Origin of the sequence: Allostreptomyces psammosilenae (assembly GCF_013407765.1) — a bacterium.
In the GTDB taxonomy this organism is placed as follows: domain Bacteria; phylum Actinomycetota; class Actinomycetes; order Streptomycetales; family Streptomycetaceae; genus Allostreptomyces; species Allostreptomyces psammosilenae.
Window position 1 is genome coordinate 3,305,542 of sequence record NZ_JACBZD010000001.1, and the last position, 16,151, is coordinate 3,321,692.

Sequence of the window (16,151 nt, forward strand, 5' to 3'; positions counted from 1 at the left end):
GCCGCCCCGAGGCCCGCCGGGCCCACACCGTGATGGGAGGCAAGCGTGCTGCGTCGGATGCTGCTGTCGGCTTCGAACAGCGAGGAGCTGGGTCGCCTGGTGAGCGCGTCACCTCTCACCAGGCCGCTCGTCGACCGCTTCGTGTCCGGGGAGACCGCCCAGGACGCCGCGCGCGCGGCCCGGGCCCTCGCCGCGCGCGGACTGCACGTCAGCCTCGACCGGCTGGGCGAGGACACGGCCGACGCGGCCGAGGCGGCGCACACCCGCGACGCCTACCTGGAGGTGCTGGACCTCATCGGCCGCGCCGACCTCGCCCCGCGCGCCGAGGTCTCCCTCAAGCTGTCCTCTCTCGGCCAGTTCCTCCCCCGCGACGGCGAACGGATCGCCCTGGACCACGCCCGCGCCGTCTGCGCCGGAGCGGCCGAGCGCGGCACCACCGTGACCCTCGACATGGAGGACCACACCACCACCGACTCCACGCTCGGCATCCTGCGGGAGCTGCGCCGCGACTTCCCGGAGACCGGCGTGGCCCTCCAGGCCTGCCTGTACCGGACGGAGGCGGACTGCCGTGACCTGGCCGGTCCGGGCTCCCGGGTCCGGCTGTGCAAGGGCGCCTACCGGGAGCCGGAGTCCGTCGCTCCGTCCAGCCGGGCCGAGGTGGACCGGGCGTACGTGCGCTGCCTGAAGATCCTGATGGCCGGCGAGGGCTACCCGATGGTGGCCACCCACGACCCGCGGCTCATCGAGATCGCCGGGGCGCTCGCCGTCCGACACGGCCGTCCCCAGGGCGCCTACGAGTTCCAGATGCTCTACGGCATCCGACCGGAGGAGCAGCAGCGGCTGGCGGCGGCGGGGGAGACCACCCGGGTGTACGTGCCGTTCGGCGACGACTGGTACGCCTACTTCATGCGCCGGCTCGCCGAGCGCCCCGCCAACCTCGCCTTCTTCCTGCGCTCGCTGGTCACCAAGGACTGACGGCCCCGGCCGGCCGGCCACGCCCGTGGTTGGCGGGTCCGGGGAGTGAGACCGCGGTGTGGCCGGCGACGGGTGGTGGCAGAGTGGGCGGAGCAGCCGTCGCGGAGGAGGCGAGGAATCATGACGCAGCGGGTGGCCGTGATCGGGGCCGGCAAGATCGGCGAAGCACTCCTGTCCGGGATGCTGCGGGCCGGCAAGGAACCGGCCGACCTGCTCGCCACCGCGCGCCGGCCGGAGCGCGCGCGGGCACTGCGCGAGCGGTACGGGATCGAGGTGGTGGACAACGCGGAGGCCGCCAAGCTCGCCGACACGCTCATCCTCGCCGTCAAGCCGCAGGACATGGTCGCCGCGCTGGAGGAGCTGGCCCCGCACGTGGCCGCCGACCGACTGGTGGTCTCCGGCGCCGCCGGCATCACCACCGCCGCCATCGAGCGCCGGCTCGCCGAGGGAACCCCCGTCGTGCGGGTGATGACCAACACCCCGGCCCTGGTGGACGAGGCGATGAGCGCCATCTCGGCCGGCTCGCACGCCACCGCCGAGCACCTGGAGCGCACCCAGGAGATCTTCCGGCCGATCGGCCGCACCATCGTCGTGCCCGAGTCGCAGCAGGACGCGGTGACCGCGCTGTCCGGATCGGGCCCGGCGTACTTCTACTACCTGGTCGAGGCCATGGTGGACGCCGGCATCCTGCTCGGCCTGCCCCGCGCGACCGCCCACGAGCTGATCGTGCAGGCGGCGGTGGGCGCCTCGGTGATGCTGCGGGACTCCGGCGAGCACCCGGTGCGGCTGCGCGAGGCGGTCACCTCCCCGGCGGGTACGACCATCTCGGCCATCGTGGAGCTGGAGAAGCACGGCGTGCGGGCCGCCCTGATCGAGGCGCTCCAGGCCGCCCGCGACCGCTCCCGGGAACTCGCCGCCGGCGCGGAGTGATTGGCGCGGGGTGACCGGTTGCGGGGTGACCGGCGCCGAGTGACCGGCGCGGGGTGATCCGCCCCCGGGGCCGGGTGGGGGCCTGTTTGGCGTGAACAGGGCGGAAGTTATCCACAGGCTGCGGTGAGGGCTGCCGCCGTCGCTCCCCCTCATGGGACCGTGAACCCCAGGGGAGCCCACCGGCCGGGGGCACCCGACAAGCGGCGCCACCGGGGCGCCCGGCAGGCGGGCTGGCCCGCGATGAGGGCGGACGGAGGGCAGGGAGGGCAGAGGGCGCTCGGCAGGGGCGGCAGCCCGGGGCGGGAGGCAAGGGTAGGAGCCCGGGGCGGGAGGCAAGGTACGAGCCCGGGGCGGGAGGCGCCGGGACAGGAGGCAGGGAGAGCGCCCACCCCGCCGAGCCGAGGCGAGGCGAGCGGAAGAACAGGGAGGGGCCAGGAGGAGCAGGGAAGGGGCCCCGGGGGATGCCGCGGGGAGCGGGGACGGGCTGGGGCGCAGGCTGGCAGGAGTGGGAACGGGCCGCGGAGGGGCAACAGGGGCAGGGAGGGGCCGGGGGAGCGGGGATGGGGCAGCCGGAGGTCCGGGTGAACAGGGCTAGGCCGGGCGGATGGGCAGAGAAGCAGCAGGGGGAAGGCGGGCTGGGTCCGGGCGGGCGGATAGGCGGAGAAGCAGCAGGGGGAAGGCGGGCTGGGTCCGGGCGGGCGGACAGGCGGAGGAGGAGCAAGGGGAGCCGGGGGAGGCGGGCTGGGGCCGCCAGGCGGGGGGCAGGAGGGGCAAGGACGGGGCGGAGGCGGGGGTGGGTGGGGGGCCAACCCACCCCGGCGCTCGGGTAACTGCAAACGGCTCAGCTCGGGGCGGAAGCGCTCATGCCCGGAAGGAGCGTCCGCGGCGCGGGAGGCCGCGGGACTCCGCGAAGCAGAACGGCACCCCGACGCCGGAGAACGGCGTGGGCGGGGAGGAGCGCGTCTCCAGGTGCACGTGCAACGCCGGCTCCGTGGTGTTGCCCGAGTTGCCCACGAGGCCCAGCTGCTGGCCGGCCGTCACCCGGTCCCCCACGCGCACCGTGATGCTTCCCCGCCGCAGGTGCGCCAGCACCAGCAGCACCCGGCCGGTGTCCACCGCCACGTGGTTGCCGGCCGGCCGGGCCGCGTCCACCGCGCCCGGCACGTGGTCCCGCACGTCGTCCACCACGGACACCACGGTGCCGTCGCACGGGCTGTGCACGGGCCGCTGGAACACCGCGTACCGGTCGTTCCCGGCCGGCATCAGCCCGCGCGCCCGGCTGCCCCGGAAACGCGGTCCGGAGCCCAGCTCCACCAGGTCGCAGGCGTACCGCACGGCCCGGTCCGCGGTGGTCCGGTACGCCGGGTCGGCGTTGCGGTTGACCGCCGGCCCGCCCCCCTGCGCGATGGCGAACCGCCCGCCGCGCAGCGGGCTGGCGATGGTGAGCACGTCCTTGCCGGCGCCGCGCGGCAGGCTGCTGCGCACCGACCAGATCGCCACCGCGACCAGCGCCGAGGTGCCGACCAGCGGCAGTATGCCGGGCGGTGCCCACTCGGCGATCTCCCGCGGGTCGCGCCCGGGCAGCGGCACGCCGACCAGCGGCAGCCCGGCGGTCAGCGCCAGGGCCAGCGCGGCCCCGGGGACGACGCGCAGCCACGGCAGGTAGACGTGCCACGGCGTCCGCAGCGACAGGTCGACGACCACCGACACGGTGCACACCATGGCGAGCAGCCACGCCGTGGCGCTGCCGGCCACCCAGGCCAGTGAGGCGACGGCGAGGCAGAGCAGCGGCATGGTCAGCGCCAGCAGGCGCAGCCGGCGCGCGGTGTCCCGGCGCGCGGACTCGTGCACCCGGTCGTCCCGTCGCGGCGGCCGGGGCTGGCCGTCGCGCCGTCGCGGGTAGGTGGCCGGCTCGTCGGGTCCGGTGATGGGGGTGGGGCGCCGGGCGGCGAGCGCGGCGGGGCCGAGCACGAAGCCGTCGAGTCGGCCGTTCGCGTCCAGCCGGGCCCAGAGCAGTTCGTCGCCGTGCTGGAAGCGGGCCCGCCACAGGCCGTCGTGCGGGACGACGGCCCGCAGCTCGCCGAGCTGCTCCTTGGCGTCGTCGACCATCCGCTGGAGCCGGGGGAGCGGGGCGCGGGCCAGTAGTTCCTCGGCGAACAGCTCGGGGGCCAGCCGGGTGGGCAGCAGGGCCTCCATGAGGATCCTGCGCAGCGGGTCGTCGTCGGCGGTGCCGTCGCGTCCCTTGGTGTCCCTGGTGGGCTGGGGGCTGGTGCGGCTCTTGGTGGTGCCGGGCCAACGGAGGCGTCGTCGCCGGCGCGCGTCGTCGCCGGTGATCCTGCGGAGCCGGCGTGCGGCGAGCGCCAGTTCTTCCGGGGACCGGTCGGCCGGTGAGGCGGGCGTCTCCAGCGAACTCGTCTCGGATGCCCGTTCGGCCGCCGCCTGGCGGGTGGCCCCGTGGGGCGCGCCGGGCGTGTCGGGCGTGGCGGGCGTGTCGGTGTCGTCGGGGCTGGGCGGGTCGTTTGGCGGGATGGACTGATGAACCGTCACGTCAGCGAGTGTCTCCGCCCTGTGCGGCGTGCGCGTGGCCGGGTGGGGGTCCGGCCAGGACACCGGCTCGACGGCGGGGTGTGACGTCGCCGCCGCGCCGGGCTCGCCGGCCTCGATGCCGGGGTTCTCCCAGGGCAGTGCCTCCACCGGGAAGGTCGCCGGCTCGACGTCGGGTGTGGCCGGGGCGGGCTCCGTCGCCAGGGCGTGGTCCGGCGTCCAGGGGGACGCCCCGGCCAGTGCCTCGCTCGGCGTGGAGGTTCCCTCCGCGGTGAACGCCTCCGCCTCCGCCGGCTCGCGGGCGTCGGTGGGCCACGGGGCCGCGGTCGAGGTGTGGTCGAACCGCTCCCACGACAGCTCGTCCGGTGCTGCCGGGGCCCTCTCCTCGGCCGGCGGCCAGGTCGGCTGGTCGCCGGCGAGGCGCCGGAGCCGGACGGGGCGCAGCGCGCGGAGCGGGCGGAGTGGGCGCAGTGGGGCGTGGCCGAGTCCCGACGTGGTGGCCGCGTGCGGTGGCGGGGAATCGGCGGGTGTCAGGGAGTCGGCGTCGGCGCTGGCCTCGGTGTCGGCCCCGCCAGGGCGCGGTTCCTCGGCCGACCAGGGCTGCTGGACGCGCCACGGCTCCTCGACGGGCCCGGTGCGCGGTTGGTCGCGCAGCGACTGGGGCACGGTCAGCCGTAGCGTGTCCCCGGCGGGCTCGGCCGCGAACGGTTCCGGCAGCGGCTCCGCGATGTCCGCCAACGGCTCCGCCGTCTCCGCCACGGTGGCCGCCGCGTCCTCCGCGGCGATCGGCGGTGGCGGGGCGTCGGCTCGGGGTGCGGCGCGGGTGGGGCGTGGCCGATCGGCGGGGGCGGCGTCCGGATGGGCGAGGATCGGCCGGCGCAGTGGGACGGTGCGCAGCGTCATCGGCGCGGGACGGTGGGGGCGTGCCGCAGCCGGTGGGGCGTCGGGGTGGGCCGGGGCGGGTTCGGGTGACAGGGGCGTGGCGGTGGACTGCTGGGGCGGGGTGGCCGTCACGGTGGCCGGAATCGGCGCGTCCGCCTCCACGCCGCCGCTGGCGGCCGTGGCGTCGATGGCGCCGACGGTCTCCAGGGGCGCGACGGCCGGCGGTTCCGCGGCGGCCTGCGGGACGGCCGCAGCACCGGCCGCGACACCGGCCGTGGGATCGGCCGCGTGGACGGGGTGGGCGGACTCGGCCGCGTCGACCGGCCAGGCGAATCCGAGCCAGGAGGCGAGGCGCTGCACCGTCCCGGGCGTCGCGTCCCCCGCCGTCCCGGCCTCACGCCCCGCCGGCCCGTCGTCGGCCGGCTCCTCCCCGGCCGGCCCGGCCTCCGCCAGCGCGGCTCGCGTAGACGCCCCCTCGATCGACCCCCCCTCGAAGGACGACCCCGCCACCGACGTCCCCTCGTGTGACGGCCCCTCGTGCGACGGCCCCCCGGACGGCGGTTCCTCGCTTGTCCGCCCAGCGGTCACCGGGCCGCCGGCCGGCGACTCGTCCATGACCTCGCCGCCCGGCGCACCGGCAGGGTGCCGGGCGGGCAGGTCCCCAAGGCCGTCCACTCCATCCACGCCGCGTGTCCTCTCCGTGCCGCTGGGTATCAAAGAGTCGGGGGCAAAAGCTGCTAATGGTCCAAATGTGGTAGATATCAGGCAATTCCCTGTTTACCCCGATGGCTCGCTGCCCCGCACGCCCGCACGCGCGAACGAGCGCGCGCCGTTCGGGTGAGTGCCGCCCGCGTGGCGGCTACCGTGTTCGCCGTGGTGTGCGACGTGCGCGTGATGTGGGACGAGGCGGAGGCCGGCTACGACTTCGGCCCCGGCCACCCCATGGATCCGGTCCGGCTGCTGCTGACCATGCGGCTGGTGCGGGCCCTCGGCCTCGACCGGCTGCCGCAGGTCGAGGTGGCCGCCGCGCCCCCGGCCACCGAGGAGGAGCTGCGCACCGTGCACCTGCCGGAGTACCTGGCGGCGGTGCGTGCCGCGGCGGCGGATCCGGCGGCGGCGGACGAGTCGCGCGGCCTGGGCACGCCGGACGATCCGGCGTTCCCGGCGATGCACGACGCCTCCGCGCTGATCGCCGGTCAGTCCCTGGCCGCCGCCGACGCCGTCTGGCGCGGGCCCGGCCACGCCGTCAACGTCGCCGGCGGGCTGCACCACGCCAAGCCGGGCTCGGCCGCCGGCTTCTGCGTCTACAACGACGCCGCCCTCGCGGTGCGCCGGCTGCTCGACCTCGGCGCGGAGCGCGTGGCCTACGTGGACGTGGACGTCCACCACGGGGACGGCGTGCAGGAGGTGTTCTGGGACGACCCGCGCGTCCTCACCATCAGCGTCCACGAGTCGCCGCGCACGCTCTTCCCCGGCACCGGCCACGCGACCGAGACGGGCGGGCCGAAGGCGCCCGGGGGCGCCGTCAACCTGCCGCTGCCGCCCGGCACCGGCGACACCGGCTGGCTGCGCGCCATCTCCTCGACCGTCCCGCCACTGCTGGCGGCCTTCCGCCCGCAGGCGCTGGTCAGCCAGCACGGGGCGGACACCCACATCGAGGATCCGCTGGCGCACCTCCTGGTGAGCCTCGACGCGCAACGGTGCGCCGCCGCGCTCCTGCACCGGCTGGCCCACGAGCACGCCGGCGGGCGCTGGCTGGCGCTCGGCGGGGGCGGCTACGCGATCGCGGACGTGGTGCCGCGCAGCTGGACGCACCTGGTCGCGGAGGCGGCCGGCGCCGCCGTCGATCCGGCCACGCCGACGCCCGAGGAGTGGCGCGCCGAGGTGCTGCGGCTGACCCGGCAGGACGCGCCGCGCCGGATGACCGACGGTTTCACGCCAGCCTGGCGCCCCATCGATGACGGGGGGTATGACCCCGCTGACCGGGTGGACCAGGCGATTCTCGCCACCCGCCGCGCGGTTTTCCCGCTGCACGGCCTCGACGCGGGGGCCGGATGGTGACCGATACCTGGTCGTTTGGGCTGGTGAGGAACGGGGCGAAACTCCTATAACCGCCCGGAAACGGCATGGAAACGGGCTACCAGGGCGACGGGCCCCGCCCCGGCTCGCCTTTCCCCATGATGGCCGGAAACCGCAGGATTCTCTTCCGCGCGCCGGGTATGTACTGGAGCGCTCTGGGCTGTCCCGGTAACACCCTTCACAGCCGCTGACCGCGCGGTTACCGTGAGTGCGGCACGTGTGCGGCGAAAGTCACCGGAGGGGAAGCCGGTGCCCGTCGCGTGCGGAAGGTTCGGGTGGGTCATGGCTGCAAGCGTGCCTCTCAAAGAGGTGAAGTTCCTGACCGTGGCCGAGGTGGCCTCGGTGATGAGGGTCTCCAAGATGACGGTCTACCGGCTGGTGCACAGCGGAGAGCTGCCCGCGGTTCGGGTGGGTCGTAGTTTCCGGGTGCCCGAGCAGGCCGTCCACGACTACCTGCGCGACGCCTACGTCGAGCGCACCGTGCACGGGCGCAGCGCCTAGGGCGCCCGTCCCGCCCCGGCTCCCTCGATCGGCGTCCCCCGTCGTTCGCCGTCCCCCGTCGCCCCGGGTCCAACCCGCCGCCGGGGGCCACGGGTCGGCCGGCCGGGTTTCCGGCCGGCCGGATGGCGGCGGGACGGCGGCCGGAGCGCGGCGGGAGGCCCGTCGGCGCGGCAGTTCGTCCACCGGCGCGGCCGGTCGCTGGCAGTGCGATTGCGGCCGGCGCTCCATGCGCTAGTACCCTTACGACTCTGGCGCACCACCCGGTCCGGGAGGTGCGCCTGGTCCGATCTGAAGTTAAGCGAGGGTAGTCGGTGGGCTCTGTCATCAAGAAGCGCCGCAAGCGCATGGCCAAGAAGAAGCACCGCAAGCTGCTGAAGCGCACCCGCGTGCAGCGCCGCAACAAGAAGTGACCTGGCGGCGGAGCCGCGCCGGCACCGTCCGGTTCGCGGCCCGTTCGTCAACCGAGGCCGTCATGAGGCCGTCACTTCATCGCCGCCCTCTCTCCTTGCCCGGCATCGGGCTGAGCGCCTGACGGAAACGATGCCGCTCGAGGAGGGAGGGCGGTCGTGTCGGCAGGCACGGCCGTCCGGCCGGCCATGCACGCGGGTGGGGACGAGTGGGAGAAGTCGTTCTGGTCACCGGGGTCGCCCGCGACCTCGGTGGCCGCTTCGCGCGCCGGATACGGCGCGAGCCGGGCGTCGACCACGTCGTCGGGGTGGACGAGATCCCGCCACGCCGCCCCCTGGGTGACGGCGCCACGTTCGTCCGCACCGACCTGCGCACCCCCGCGGTGGCCCGGGTGATCGCCGAGTACGGGGTGCACACGGTGGTCCACATGAACGTGGTGGCCACGCCGCTCGGGGCCCCCGGCAACCGCTCCGCGCTCAAGGAGAGCAACGTCATCGGCACGATGCAGCTCCTCGGCGCCTGCCAGCGCGCCGGATCGGTGCGCCGCCTGGTGGTGAAGTCCAGCACCAGCGTGTACGGCTCCGCCCCGCGCGACCCGGCGGTGTTCACCGAGACCACGCCGGTGCGCGCGCTGCCGGGCGGCGGCTACGCCAAGGACGCCGCCGACGTGGAGACCTACGTGCGGGGCTTCGCCCGCCGCCGGCCCGACGTCGCGGTGACCGTGCTGCGCTTCGCCAACATCCTCGGGCCGTCCGCCGACTCGCCGATGGCCGAATACTTCTGCCTGCCGGTGCTGCCCACCGTGTTCGGCTTCGATCCGCGCCTGCAGTTCGTGCACACCGACGACGCCGTGGAGGTGCTCCGGCTGGCGGCGCTGGAGCCCCGTCGCGGCACCCTGAACACCGGCACGTTCAACGTGGCCGGGGACGGCGTGCTGCTGCTCTCCCAGGCGGCCCGCCGGCTCGGCCGGCCCACCCTGCCGCTGCCGGTGCGCGCCGTGGGGCTGACCGGCCACCTGCTGCGCGGCGCCCGTCTGGCCGGCTTCTCCCCGGAGCACGTGCGGATGCTGACGCACGGCCGGGTGGTCGACACCGCGCAGCTGCGGGACGTCTTCGGGCACCGGCTGGCCCGCACCACCGAGGAGGCGTTCGCGGACTTCGCGCGCGGCCGGGCGGGGGTGCTGCCGGTCACCGCGGCGGCCGACCGGCTCCTCGGGGGCGCCCAGCGCTGGCTGCTGGACCGGGCCCCGGGGGAGGATGGGCCGCCAGGGGAGCGGCCCGCGCGCGAACGGCCCGCCCGGGACGTGGGAGGTGACGACGCGTGACCGACGAACGACCGGGGCACGAACCACTGGCGGGTGAACCACGGGCGGGCGAACCGCCGGCGGGTGATCGGCCGGCGGACGAGGGGCGGGCGGGGGAGCTCGAAGCGGTCCTCGGCCGGGCCCTGGACGCCGCGGTGCGCTCGGCGCTCGGCGCGGACTGGGAGCGCCGCGCCGCGCACGGGCTGGCCTTCCTGCGGCGCCGGATCACCGGCGAGTACCGGGTCGACGACTTCGGCTTCGACCCGGACCTCAACGAGCACCTGCTGCTGCCCGCGCTGCGCCCGCTGTTCCGGCAGTACTTCCGGGTGGAGGTGCAGGGGGTGGAGAACATCCCCGCCGAGGGCGGCGCGCTGGTGGTCTGCAACCACTCCGGCGCCCTCCCGCTGGACGCCCTGATGGCCGCGGTGGCCGTGCACGACCACCACCCGGCCCGGCGGGACCTGCGGCTGCTCGCCGCCGACCTGGTCTTCGTCACGCCGCTCCTGGGCGAGCTGGCCCGCAAGGGCGGCCACACGCTGGCCTGCCACGACGACGCCGTGCGGCTGCTGGAGCGCGGCGAGGTGGTGGGGGTGATGCCGGAGGGCTTCAAGGGGCTGGGGAAGCCGTTCGCGGACCGCTACCGGCTCCAGCGGTTCGGGCGCGGCGGGTTCGTCTCGGCGGCCCTGCGCACCCGCGTGCCGATCGTGCCGTGCGCGATCGTCGGCGCGGAGGAGATCTACCCGATGATCGGCAACGCGCGGGCGCTGGCCCGGCTGCTCGGGCTGCCGTACTTCCCGATCACCCCGACGTTCCCCTGGCTCGGCCCGCTCGGGCTGGTGCCGCTGCCGACCAAGTGGACGATCCGCTTCGGGGAGCCGATACCGACGGACGACCACCCCCCGGAGGCGGCGGAGGACCCGATGGCCGTCTTCGACCTCACCGACGAGGTGCGGGAGACCATCCAGCACTCCCTGTACACGCTGCTGCTGCAGCGCCGCTCGGTCTTCTACTGACCCCGCCCCGGGGCGGCCGGCCCGGCAGGAGGCACGTCGGGGCCGGCCGGCGCGGCGGGGGGCACGTCCGGGGTGGGTGCGGAACGCCGGTGGGTTCCGGCGCCGGCGGCGTTCCGCACCCGGCCGGGTCAGGACAGTTTGATCACGATGCCGGGCAGCAGCCCGGGGATCTCCGGGACCAGGGTGACGTCGGTCTCCGGCTGTTCCGGCACCAGCGACGGCACGGTGACCACGACCTCCTCCTCCGAGGCGCCCGGCGCGGTCCCGGTGCCGGCCTCGGGGGACTGGCTCTGTCCGGGGCTGGGCCGCGCGGCCTCGGGGCGTGCCTCGGGGAGCGTTCCGGCGCCGGGTGCGGCGCCGTCGGTGTGGTCCGCGCCGGGGCGCTGGTCCCCCGTCCGGCTGTCGGTGGTCTCGGCGCCGGCGGCCGCCTCCGCACCGGCCTCCGGCTCCTCGGCGGCGGGCTCCCCGGCCGTCTCGGTGTCCGCGCGGTCCCCCGCGGCCTCGTCGCCGTCCTCCGGGGCACCGGGCGCCTCGGCCGCGTGGTGCTCCGCGCCCTCCCCGGCCGTGGTGTCCAGCCCGCTAGCGGGCGGCCCGGCCGGCGCGGCGACGTCGCCGGGGGAGGTGGCGGACGGCGCGGTGAGCGGCGCGACGTCCTCGTCGATCAGCCGCAGCACCTCCTCGACCGCCGCGGACTCGGCGTCGAGTTCGGCCGGGAGGGTGTCGCGGACTCCCCGCCACTGCTCGCGCTCGGCGGTGCGGAAGGCGGCGAGCCGCTCCAGCGCGGCCAGGTCGCCGTCCTCGGTGTAGGAGGCGAGCAGCAGGTCACGTCCCCTGCCGGCCTGCTCCACGAAGTTCCGCATGGCGCCGCGCAGGCGCGGCACGTCGCCGCCGGAGCTCAGCGAGGCGACCTCGTCCATCCGCACCGAGGCCAGGTCGAGGTGGACTGCGCCGCGTTCCGCCGTGGAGCCGGCGAAGGTGATCCGCAGGCTCTCCACCTGTCGTTTGACGCCGTAGAGGCTGTCCCCGGGCAGCGCGCCGGAGCTGGCCGTGGCCACCCCGCCGAAGCCGGTGGCGGCGATGCCGACGGCGACGCCTCCGACCGCCAGCCGCCGGCGCCAGGGCGGCGGTGCGTCCTCCTCGCCCGAGGCGCGCGGGCCGCGGTCCTCGCGCGGGCCGCGGGGCTCGCGGGGCCCGCGGGCCTCGGCCTGCTGCTGGGGCAGCGCGGCCGAGCCGGCCGCCCGGGGGGTGAAGCTGCCGTCCGCGACGGCGGCCTCCATGGCCGCCATCAGCTGGGCCCGCTGCACGGTCTTCACCTCGGCGCGCAACTCGGGCACGGGCAGCTCGCCGAGCGCGCGGGCGACCCGCACCAGGGGAGCCGGGCCGGTCGTCGGCGTGGCGGCCGCGTCGGTGGTGCTCGCGTCGCTCGCGGTGCCGGGGCCGGTCGGTTCGGTAGGGTTGTCCAGCGCTTCGGCGAAGGCGGTCGCCCGCTTGTGAACGATCATGTCCATCGCCACGGGCCGCACCTCCTCTCCTCGTCGTGGGCGCCGCCGGCGAACGGCCCGCGGCGGCGAGGCCGTGGTCGACCAGGGCCCGCGTCCGGAGCAACGAGTGTGCCGCCGTGATGGTTACGCGATGCTGATCATCTGACGGATTGTTCACGCAGCGTGATTCACCGGCTACCGGGCGCCCGTGGTGGGGGTGGGCGCCGCGGCTAGCGGACGTCCTCGGGGAGCAGCCGGGCCAGGGTGCGCACGGCGCGGTACTGGAGGGTCTTGATGGCGCCCTCGTTCTTGCCCATGACCCGCGCCGTCTCGGCCACCGACAACCCCTGCAGGAACCGGAGCGTCACGCACTCCTGCTGCTGCGGGTTGAGCTTGCGCACCGCGCACAGCAGCGCCTCGTTGGACAGCTGCTCCAGGACGGAGTCCTCCGGGCTGCCCTCCACCTCGTTGGCGTCGAGCATCTCCCCGGTGGTCACTTCCAGGCGGAACCTGCTCGACTTGAAGTGGTCGGCGACCAGGTTCCGGGCGATGGTGACCAGCCAGGCGCCGAAGTCCCGGCCCTGCCAGGTGAAGGTGCCGATCCGGCGCAGCGCGCGCAGGAACGTCTCGCTGGTCAGGTCCTCGGCGGTGGCCCGGGAGCCCACGCGGTAGTAGACGTAGCGGTAGACCGTGTCGGAGTAGTGGTCGTAGAGGTCGCCGAAGGCGGAGCTGTCGCCGCCCTGGGCCCGCTCGACCAGCCCCATGATCCGCAGGCTGTCGCTGTCGGAGGCCGGGCCGCGGGAGAAGTTGGAGCCGCGGCGGGTGGTGCTCTCGGTGCGGGTGCGCATGGCCATCCGCCCGCCTCTCGTCGTCGCGTACGGTGCGCCGTACGGCACGGCGAGGGCGTACGCGGGTGCGGGCGTCAGGCAGGCGTTCACCAAAGCGCGCAGCGTCGCCAAGCCAGAGGTCTCAACCCCGACGTGTGGGTACACGGGACTCCCAGAGGCAGAACGTTCGTCACGGGCAGTGCCAGGTGGATGACCCATCGTAGGGAGGTCTGGCAGTGCTCGGTGCGCCATGAGAATAACGCTTCGTGAGAGTGTCGCTACCCCATGTGATCGAATTTGATCCGGATGAACGGTTTGGCTGAAAAAGGGGGCGGTTGGTCTGACCGTTTGGCTTCGTTCCGGATCATTCACTCGCACGGGTGGCAGCGCTCCGTGATGCGCGGGTTCACCCGATCGGGGGACGGCGGCTGGAGTGTCCGAACGGCGCGCCGCCTCCACCGGACCGTCCCACCGCCTCCCGACGGCCCGTCACGCCGCCCGGAACGGACCGGAAGCACCGCCCGGGGGCGGGGGCCGGACGCACCACCGCTCAGGCGCCGCTCAGGCGCCGGTCGGGCGCCGGTCGGGCGCCGGTCGGGCGCCGGTCGGGCGCCGGCGGCTCAGCCCTGGCGGGGGCTCAGCCCTGCCGGCGGCGCCGCAGCGCCCCGGCGGTGGCGCCGCCCACCAGCGCCACGCCCGCGACCGGCAGGGACAGCAGCCGCAGCGCCTTGCGGCCGGTGCGGTAGTCGTGCACCCGCCAGCCGTGCTCCTTGGCGTGTCGGCGCAGCCGGGCGTCCGGGTTGATCGCGTACGGGTGGCCGACCAGGGAGAGCATCGGCACGTCGTTGGCCGAGTCGCTGTAGGCCGCGCACCGCCCCAGGTCCAGCCCCTCGGTCACGGCCAGCGCCTTGACCGCCTCCGCCTTGGCCTGACCGTGCAGCGGCTCACCCACCAGCCGGCCGGTGTAGTGCCCGTCCACCGCCTCCGAGACGGTGCCCAGCGCGCCGGTCATGCCGAGCCGGCGGGCGATCTCCCGGGCCGTCTCCACCGGGGCGGCCGTGACCAGCCAGACCCGCTGACCGGCGTCGAGGTGGAGCTGGACCAGCGCCCGGGTGCCCGGCCAGATCTTGTCCGACATGTGCTCGTCGAAGATCTGCTCGCACAGGTCGGTGATCTCCTGGACGCTGCGTCCCTTGACGATGGAGAGCGCGGACTGCCGCACGTCGGCGATGTGCCCCATGTTCTCCGCGCCGTGCACCCGGAACGCGGTCTGCTGCCAGGCGAACCGCAGCAGGTCCCGGGTCTGGAAGAACTTCCGCGCGTACAGGCCGCGGGCCAGGTGGAAGATGGCGGCGCCCTGCATGACCGTGTTGTCCAGGTCGAAGAAGGCGGCGGCGGCCGGGTGGCCGGCCTCCGGGCCGCGCGCCGGGTGGTCCGCCCGCCGCCGGACGGTCTCGGCGGAGGGCGCCGGCCGGCCGGGCTGGGCGGGCTGCTGGGCGGGGCCGCCGGGCGCCCGTGGCGCCGGGGCGGCGACCTCGGGGGCGAGCGTCCCGGTCGCGTCGATCCGGGCGTAAGTCGCGGACGCCCGCCCGGCCAGGGCGGCACGTGTGTCGGTCTCCCCGCCGGACCGTGTGGTCGTGAGCCTTCGTCGCGCGGCCATGACGCGAGCATAGTCAACGTCACAACTATCGGAAGGCCGCCGGCGTCCGGTTGAGACGGACGTGGGGGAATCGTCCACCGGCCGTCGCCGGAAGTTCAGCCGCCCGTCGGTGTGACGGCCGCGACGGGCGTCCGCGAGGGCGTCCGGAGAGCTCCCCTCCCGGCGGGGAGCCCCGGGGGAGGAGGAAGATGAGGGGATGAGCCTCTTCTCCCGCCGCGCCCGCGCCGCCGCCGCGGTGCCGGCCGGACCGCGCACCGTCACGCTGATCGGCCGCCCCGGATGCCACCTGTGCGACGTGGCCCGCGAGGTCGTCGAGCGGGTCACCGTGGACCTCGACGTGGAGATCGTCGAGCGCGACATCACCACCGACGAGGAACTGCACCGCCGCTACTGGGACAAGGTGCCGGTGGTCCTCGTCGACGGCGCCCCGCACGCCGTGTACCGGGTCAATCCGGACCTCCTGCGCAGGGCCCTGACCTGAGACCCGCGCCGCCTGCCCGGCCCGGACCAGCCGGACGAGCGGTGCTCCGCGAACGAGCCGAGCGGTGCTCCGCGAGCGAGCCGATGGGCCGCCGGTCTCCGGACTGAGGAGAAGCAAGCGCAGGGAGGAACGACCGGAGCGCGGCGCCGACGAGGGAGGAGACCGGCGGCGAGGCCCGGAGGCGAACGAGCCGATCGAGCAGCGCCCGTTATCGCATCGTAAGTGTGAGAAAAGACCCAGGTCCGTACCTTGTCGCCGACCCCGTCCACCGGCTTACGATCGTGGCGTTTTGCGGTTGACGCGGAACGATTCAGGGCACGGGGGCGCGGATCTGAGAAGGAAGTGGGTCGGTTGCGCTCCCAGGGCTACGCCGTGGTCGATCTGGAGACCACCGGCAGCAGCCCCTGGCGGCACCGGATAGTCGAGGTCGGTGTCGTCCTGATGGACGCCGACGCCCGCCCGCAGGGCGAGTTCGAGACCCTGCTGTGCCCCGACTCCCCGGTCGGACCCACCCACATCCACGGCATCCGTCAACAGGACGTGACCGACGCGCCCGCCTTCGCGGACGTCGCCCCGCACCTGCTCCGACTGCTGCGCGGCCGGGTCTTCGTCGCCCACAACGCGCGCTGCGACCTGTCCTTCCTGGCCCGCGAGTACGAGCGGCTGGATATCGGGCTGCCCGAGGTCCCGTGGCTGTGCACGATGCGGATGGCGGAGCTGCACCTGCCGCCGCTGCCGGCGCCCTCGCTGACCGCCTGCCGCCGGGCGGCCGGCCTGCCCGCGCACCGCGCGCACACCGCGCTCGGCGACGCCCGGGCCACCGCGGAGCTGTTCCGTCGCTACGCGGCGATGTACCCGTCACGCCCCGTGGCGTGGGGCGGTCTGCTGCGGAGGGCCGCCGGGATGCGTTGGCCGGAGGAGGGGTGGGCCGTCCATGCTGGGACGAGTGGCGCGAAAGGGAACGACCGCCGCCCGCCGGCGGTTCCGAGGTCCGGGAGGAGCGGTGAGTGATACGTGTCACCACCCCGGAACAAACCGGACATCACCTTTGTGCGTGCGTTCACAAA

The 16,151-nt window shown here is 75.3% G+C and carries 13 protein-coding genes; 9 read left to right on the plus strand and 4 right to left on the minus strand.

The window, feature by feature from the left end:
• Nucleotides 1-45: 45 nt before the first annotated feature.
• Both FHU37_RS13540 and proC read left to right on the plus strand, forming a co-directional pair.
• Entirely contained in the window at nt 46-975 is a 930-nt protein-coding gene (locus FHU37_RS13540) for a proline dehydrogenase family protein (RefSeq protein ID WP_179814438.1), read from the plus strand.
• A gap of 120 nt (nt 976-1,095) precedes the next feature.
• Nucleotides 1,096-1,905: a pyrroline-5-carboxylate reductase gene (gene proC / locus FHU37_RS13545; RefSeq protein ID WP_179814439.1), complete on the plus strand. Its 810-nt coding sequence runs from the start codon at nt 1,096-1,098 to the stop codon at nt 1,903-1,905.
• A gap of 861 nt (nt 1,906-2,766) precedes the next feature.
• Here the strand turns inward: proC and FHU37_RS29330 are convergent.
• Entirely contained in the window at nt 2,767-5,841 is a 3,075-nt protein-coding gene (locus FHU37_RS29330) for a peptidoglycan DD-metalloendopeptidase family protein (protein ID WP_179814440.1), read from the minus strand.
• Nucleotides 5,842-6,225: 384 nt separating this feature from the next.
• Between FHU37_RS29330 and FHU37_RS13555 the strand changes: the two genes are divergently transcribed.
• The 5 genes from FHU37_RS13555 (at nt 6,226) to FHU37_RS13575 (ending at nt 10,635) form a co-directional block, all read left to right on the plus strand.
• On the plus strand, nt 6,226-7,392 hold the full coding sequence (locus FHU37_RS13555) for an acetoin utilization protein AcuC (RefSeq protein WP_179816248.1): 1,167 nt from the start codon (nt 6,226-6,228) through the stop codon (nt 7,390-7,392).
• A gap of 300 nt (nt 7,393-7,692) precedes the next feature.
• Nucleotides 7,693-7,911, plus strand: a complete 219-nt coding sequence (locus FHU37_RS13560) for a helix-turn-helix domain-containing protein (RefSeq protein ID WP_179814441.1) — start codon at nt 7,693-7,695, stop codon at nt 7,909-7,911.
• 311 nt (nt 7,912-8,222) lie between these two features.
• Nucleotides 8,223-8,321, plus strand: coding sequence for a 30S ribosomal protein bS22 (locus FHU37_RS13565; protein ID WP_003948845.1), 99 nt, complete (start codon nt 8,223-8,225; stop codon nt 8,319-8,321).
• Nucleotides 8,322-8,527: 206 nt separating this feature from the next.
• Nucleotides 8,528-9,643, plus strand: coding sequence for an NAD-dependent epimerase/dehydratase family protein (locus tag FHU37_RS13570; protein ID WP_179814442.1), 1,116 nt, complete (start codon nt 8,528-8,530; stop codon nt 9,641-9,643).
• Entirely contained in the window at nt 9,640-10,635 is a 996-nt protein-coding gene (locus FHU37_RS13575) for a lysophospholipid acyltransferase family protein (protein ID WP_179814443.1), read from the plus strand. The genes FHU37_RS13570 and FHU37_RS13575 overlap by 4 nt, the downstream gene beginning before the upstream one ends.
• 128 nt (nt 10,636-10,763) lie before the next feature.
• Here FHU37_RS13575 and FHU37_RS13580 read toward each other — a convergent pair whose 3' ends face one another.
• The 3 genes from FHU37_RS13580 to FHU37_RS13590 form a co-directional block, all read right to left on the minus strand.
• Complete coding sequence (locus FHU37_RS13580; protein WP_179814444.1) at nt 10,764-12,143, minus strand: DUF5667 domain-containing protein; 1,380 nt, start codon at nt 12,141-12,143, stop codon at nt 10,764-10,766.
• A gap of 203 nt (nt 12,144-12,346) precedes the next feature.
• Nucleotides 12,347-13,108: an ECF subfamily RNA polymerase sigma factor, BldN family gene (locus FHU37_RS13585; protein WP_179814445.1), complete on the minus strand. Its 762-nt coding sequence runs from the start codon at nt 13,106-13,108 to the stop codon at nt 12,347-12,349.
• 472 nt (nt 13,109-13,580) lie between these two features.
• The gene (locus FHU37_RS13590; protein ID WP_179814446.1) at nt 13,581-14,603 is read right to left on the minus strand and encodes an HAD family hydrolase; all 1,023 of its coding nucleotides are present in this window, start codon (nt 14,601-14,603) and stop codon (nt 13,581-13,583) included.
• A 196-nt stretch (nt 14,604-14,799) separates the two neighbouring features.
• Here FHU37_RS13590 and FHU37_RS13595 point away from each other — a divergent pair, with 196 nt between their 5' ends.
• Both FHU37_RS13595 and FHU37_RS13600 read left to right on the plus strand, forming a co-directional pair.
• Nucleotides 14,800-15,084, plus strand: a complete 285-nt coding sequence (locus tag FHU37_RS13595) for a glutaredoxin family protein (RefSeq protein WP_179814447.1) — start codon at nt 14,800-14,802, stop codon at nt 15,082-15,084.
• Between the two features lie 351 nt (nt 15,085-15,435).
• Complete coding sequence (locus tag FHU37_RS13600; RefSeq protein WP_218904027.1) at nt 15,436-16,095, plus strand: 3'-5' exonuclease; 660 nt, start codon at nt 15,436-15,438, stop codon at nt 16,093-16,095.
• Nucleotides 16,096-16,151: the final 56 nt, after the last annotated feature.

Bases quoted from the DNA above. Each gene is read 5' to 3' on its own strand.
- proC (WP_179814439.1), top strand. From the start codon at position 1,096: ATGACGCAGCGGGTGGCCGTGATCGGGGCCGGCAAGATCGGCGAAGCA.
- FHU37_RS13555 (WP_179816248.1), top strand. From the start codon at position 6,226: ATGTGGGACGAGGCGGAGGCCGGCTACGACTTCGGCCCCGGCCACCCC.
- FHU37_RS13560 (WP_179814441.1), top strand. From the start codon at position 7,693: ATGGCTGCAAGCGTGCCTCTCAAAGAGGTGAAGTTCCTGACCGTGGCC.
- FHU37_RS13580 (WP_179814444.1), bottom strand. From the start codon at position 12,143: ATGGACATGATCGTTCACAAGCGGGCGACCGCCTTCGCCGAAGCGCTG.
- FHU37_RS13590 (WP_179814446.1), bottom strand. From the start codon at position 14,603: ATGGCCGCGCGACGAAGGCTCACGACCACACGGTCCGGCGGGGAGACC.
- FHU37_RS13595 (WP_179814447.1), top strand. From the start codon at position 14,800: ATGAGCCTCTTCTCCCGCCGCGCCCGCGCCGCCGCCGCGGTGCCGGCC.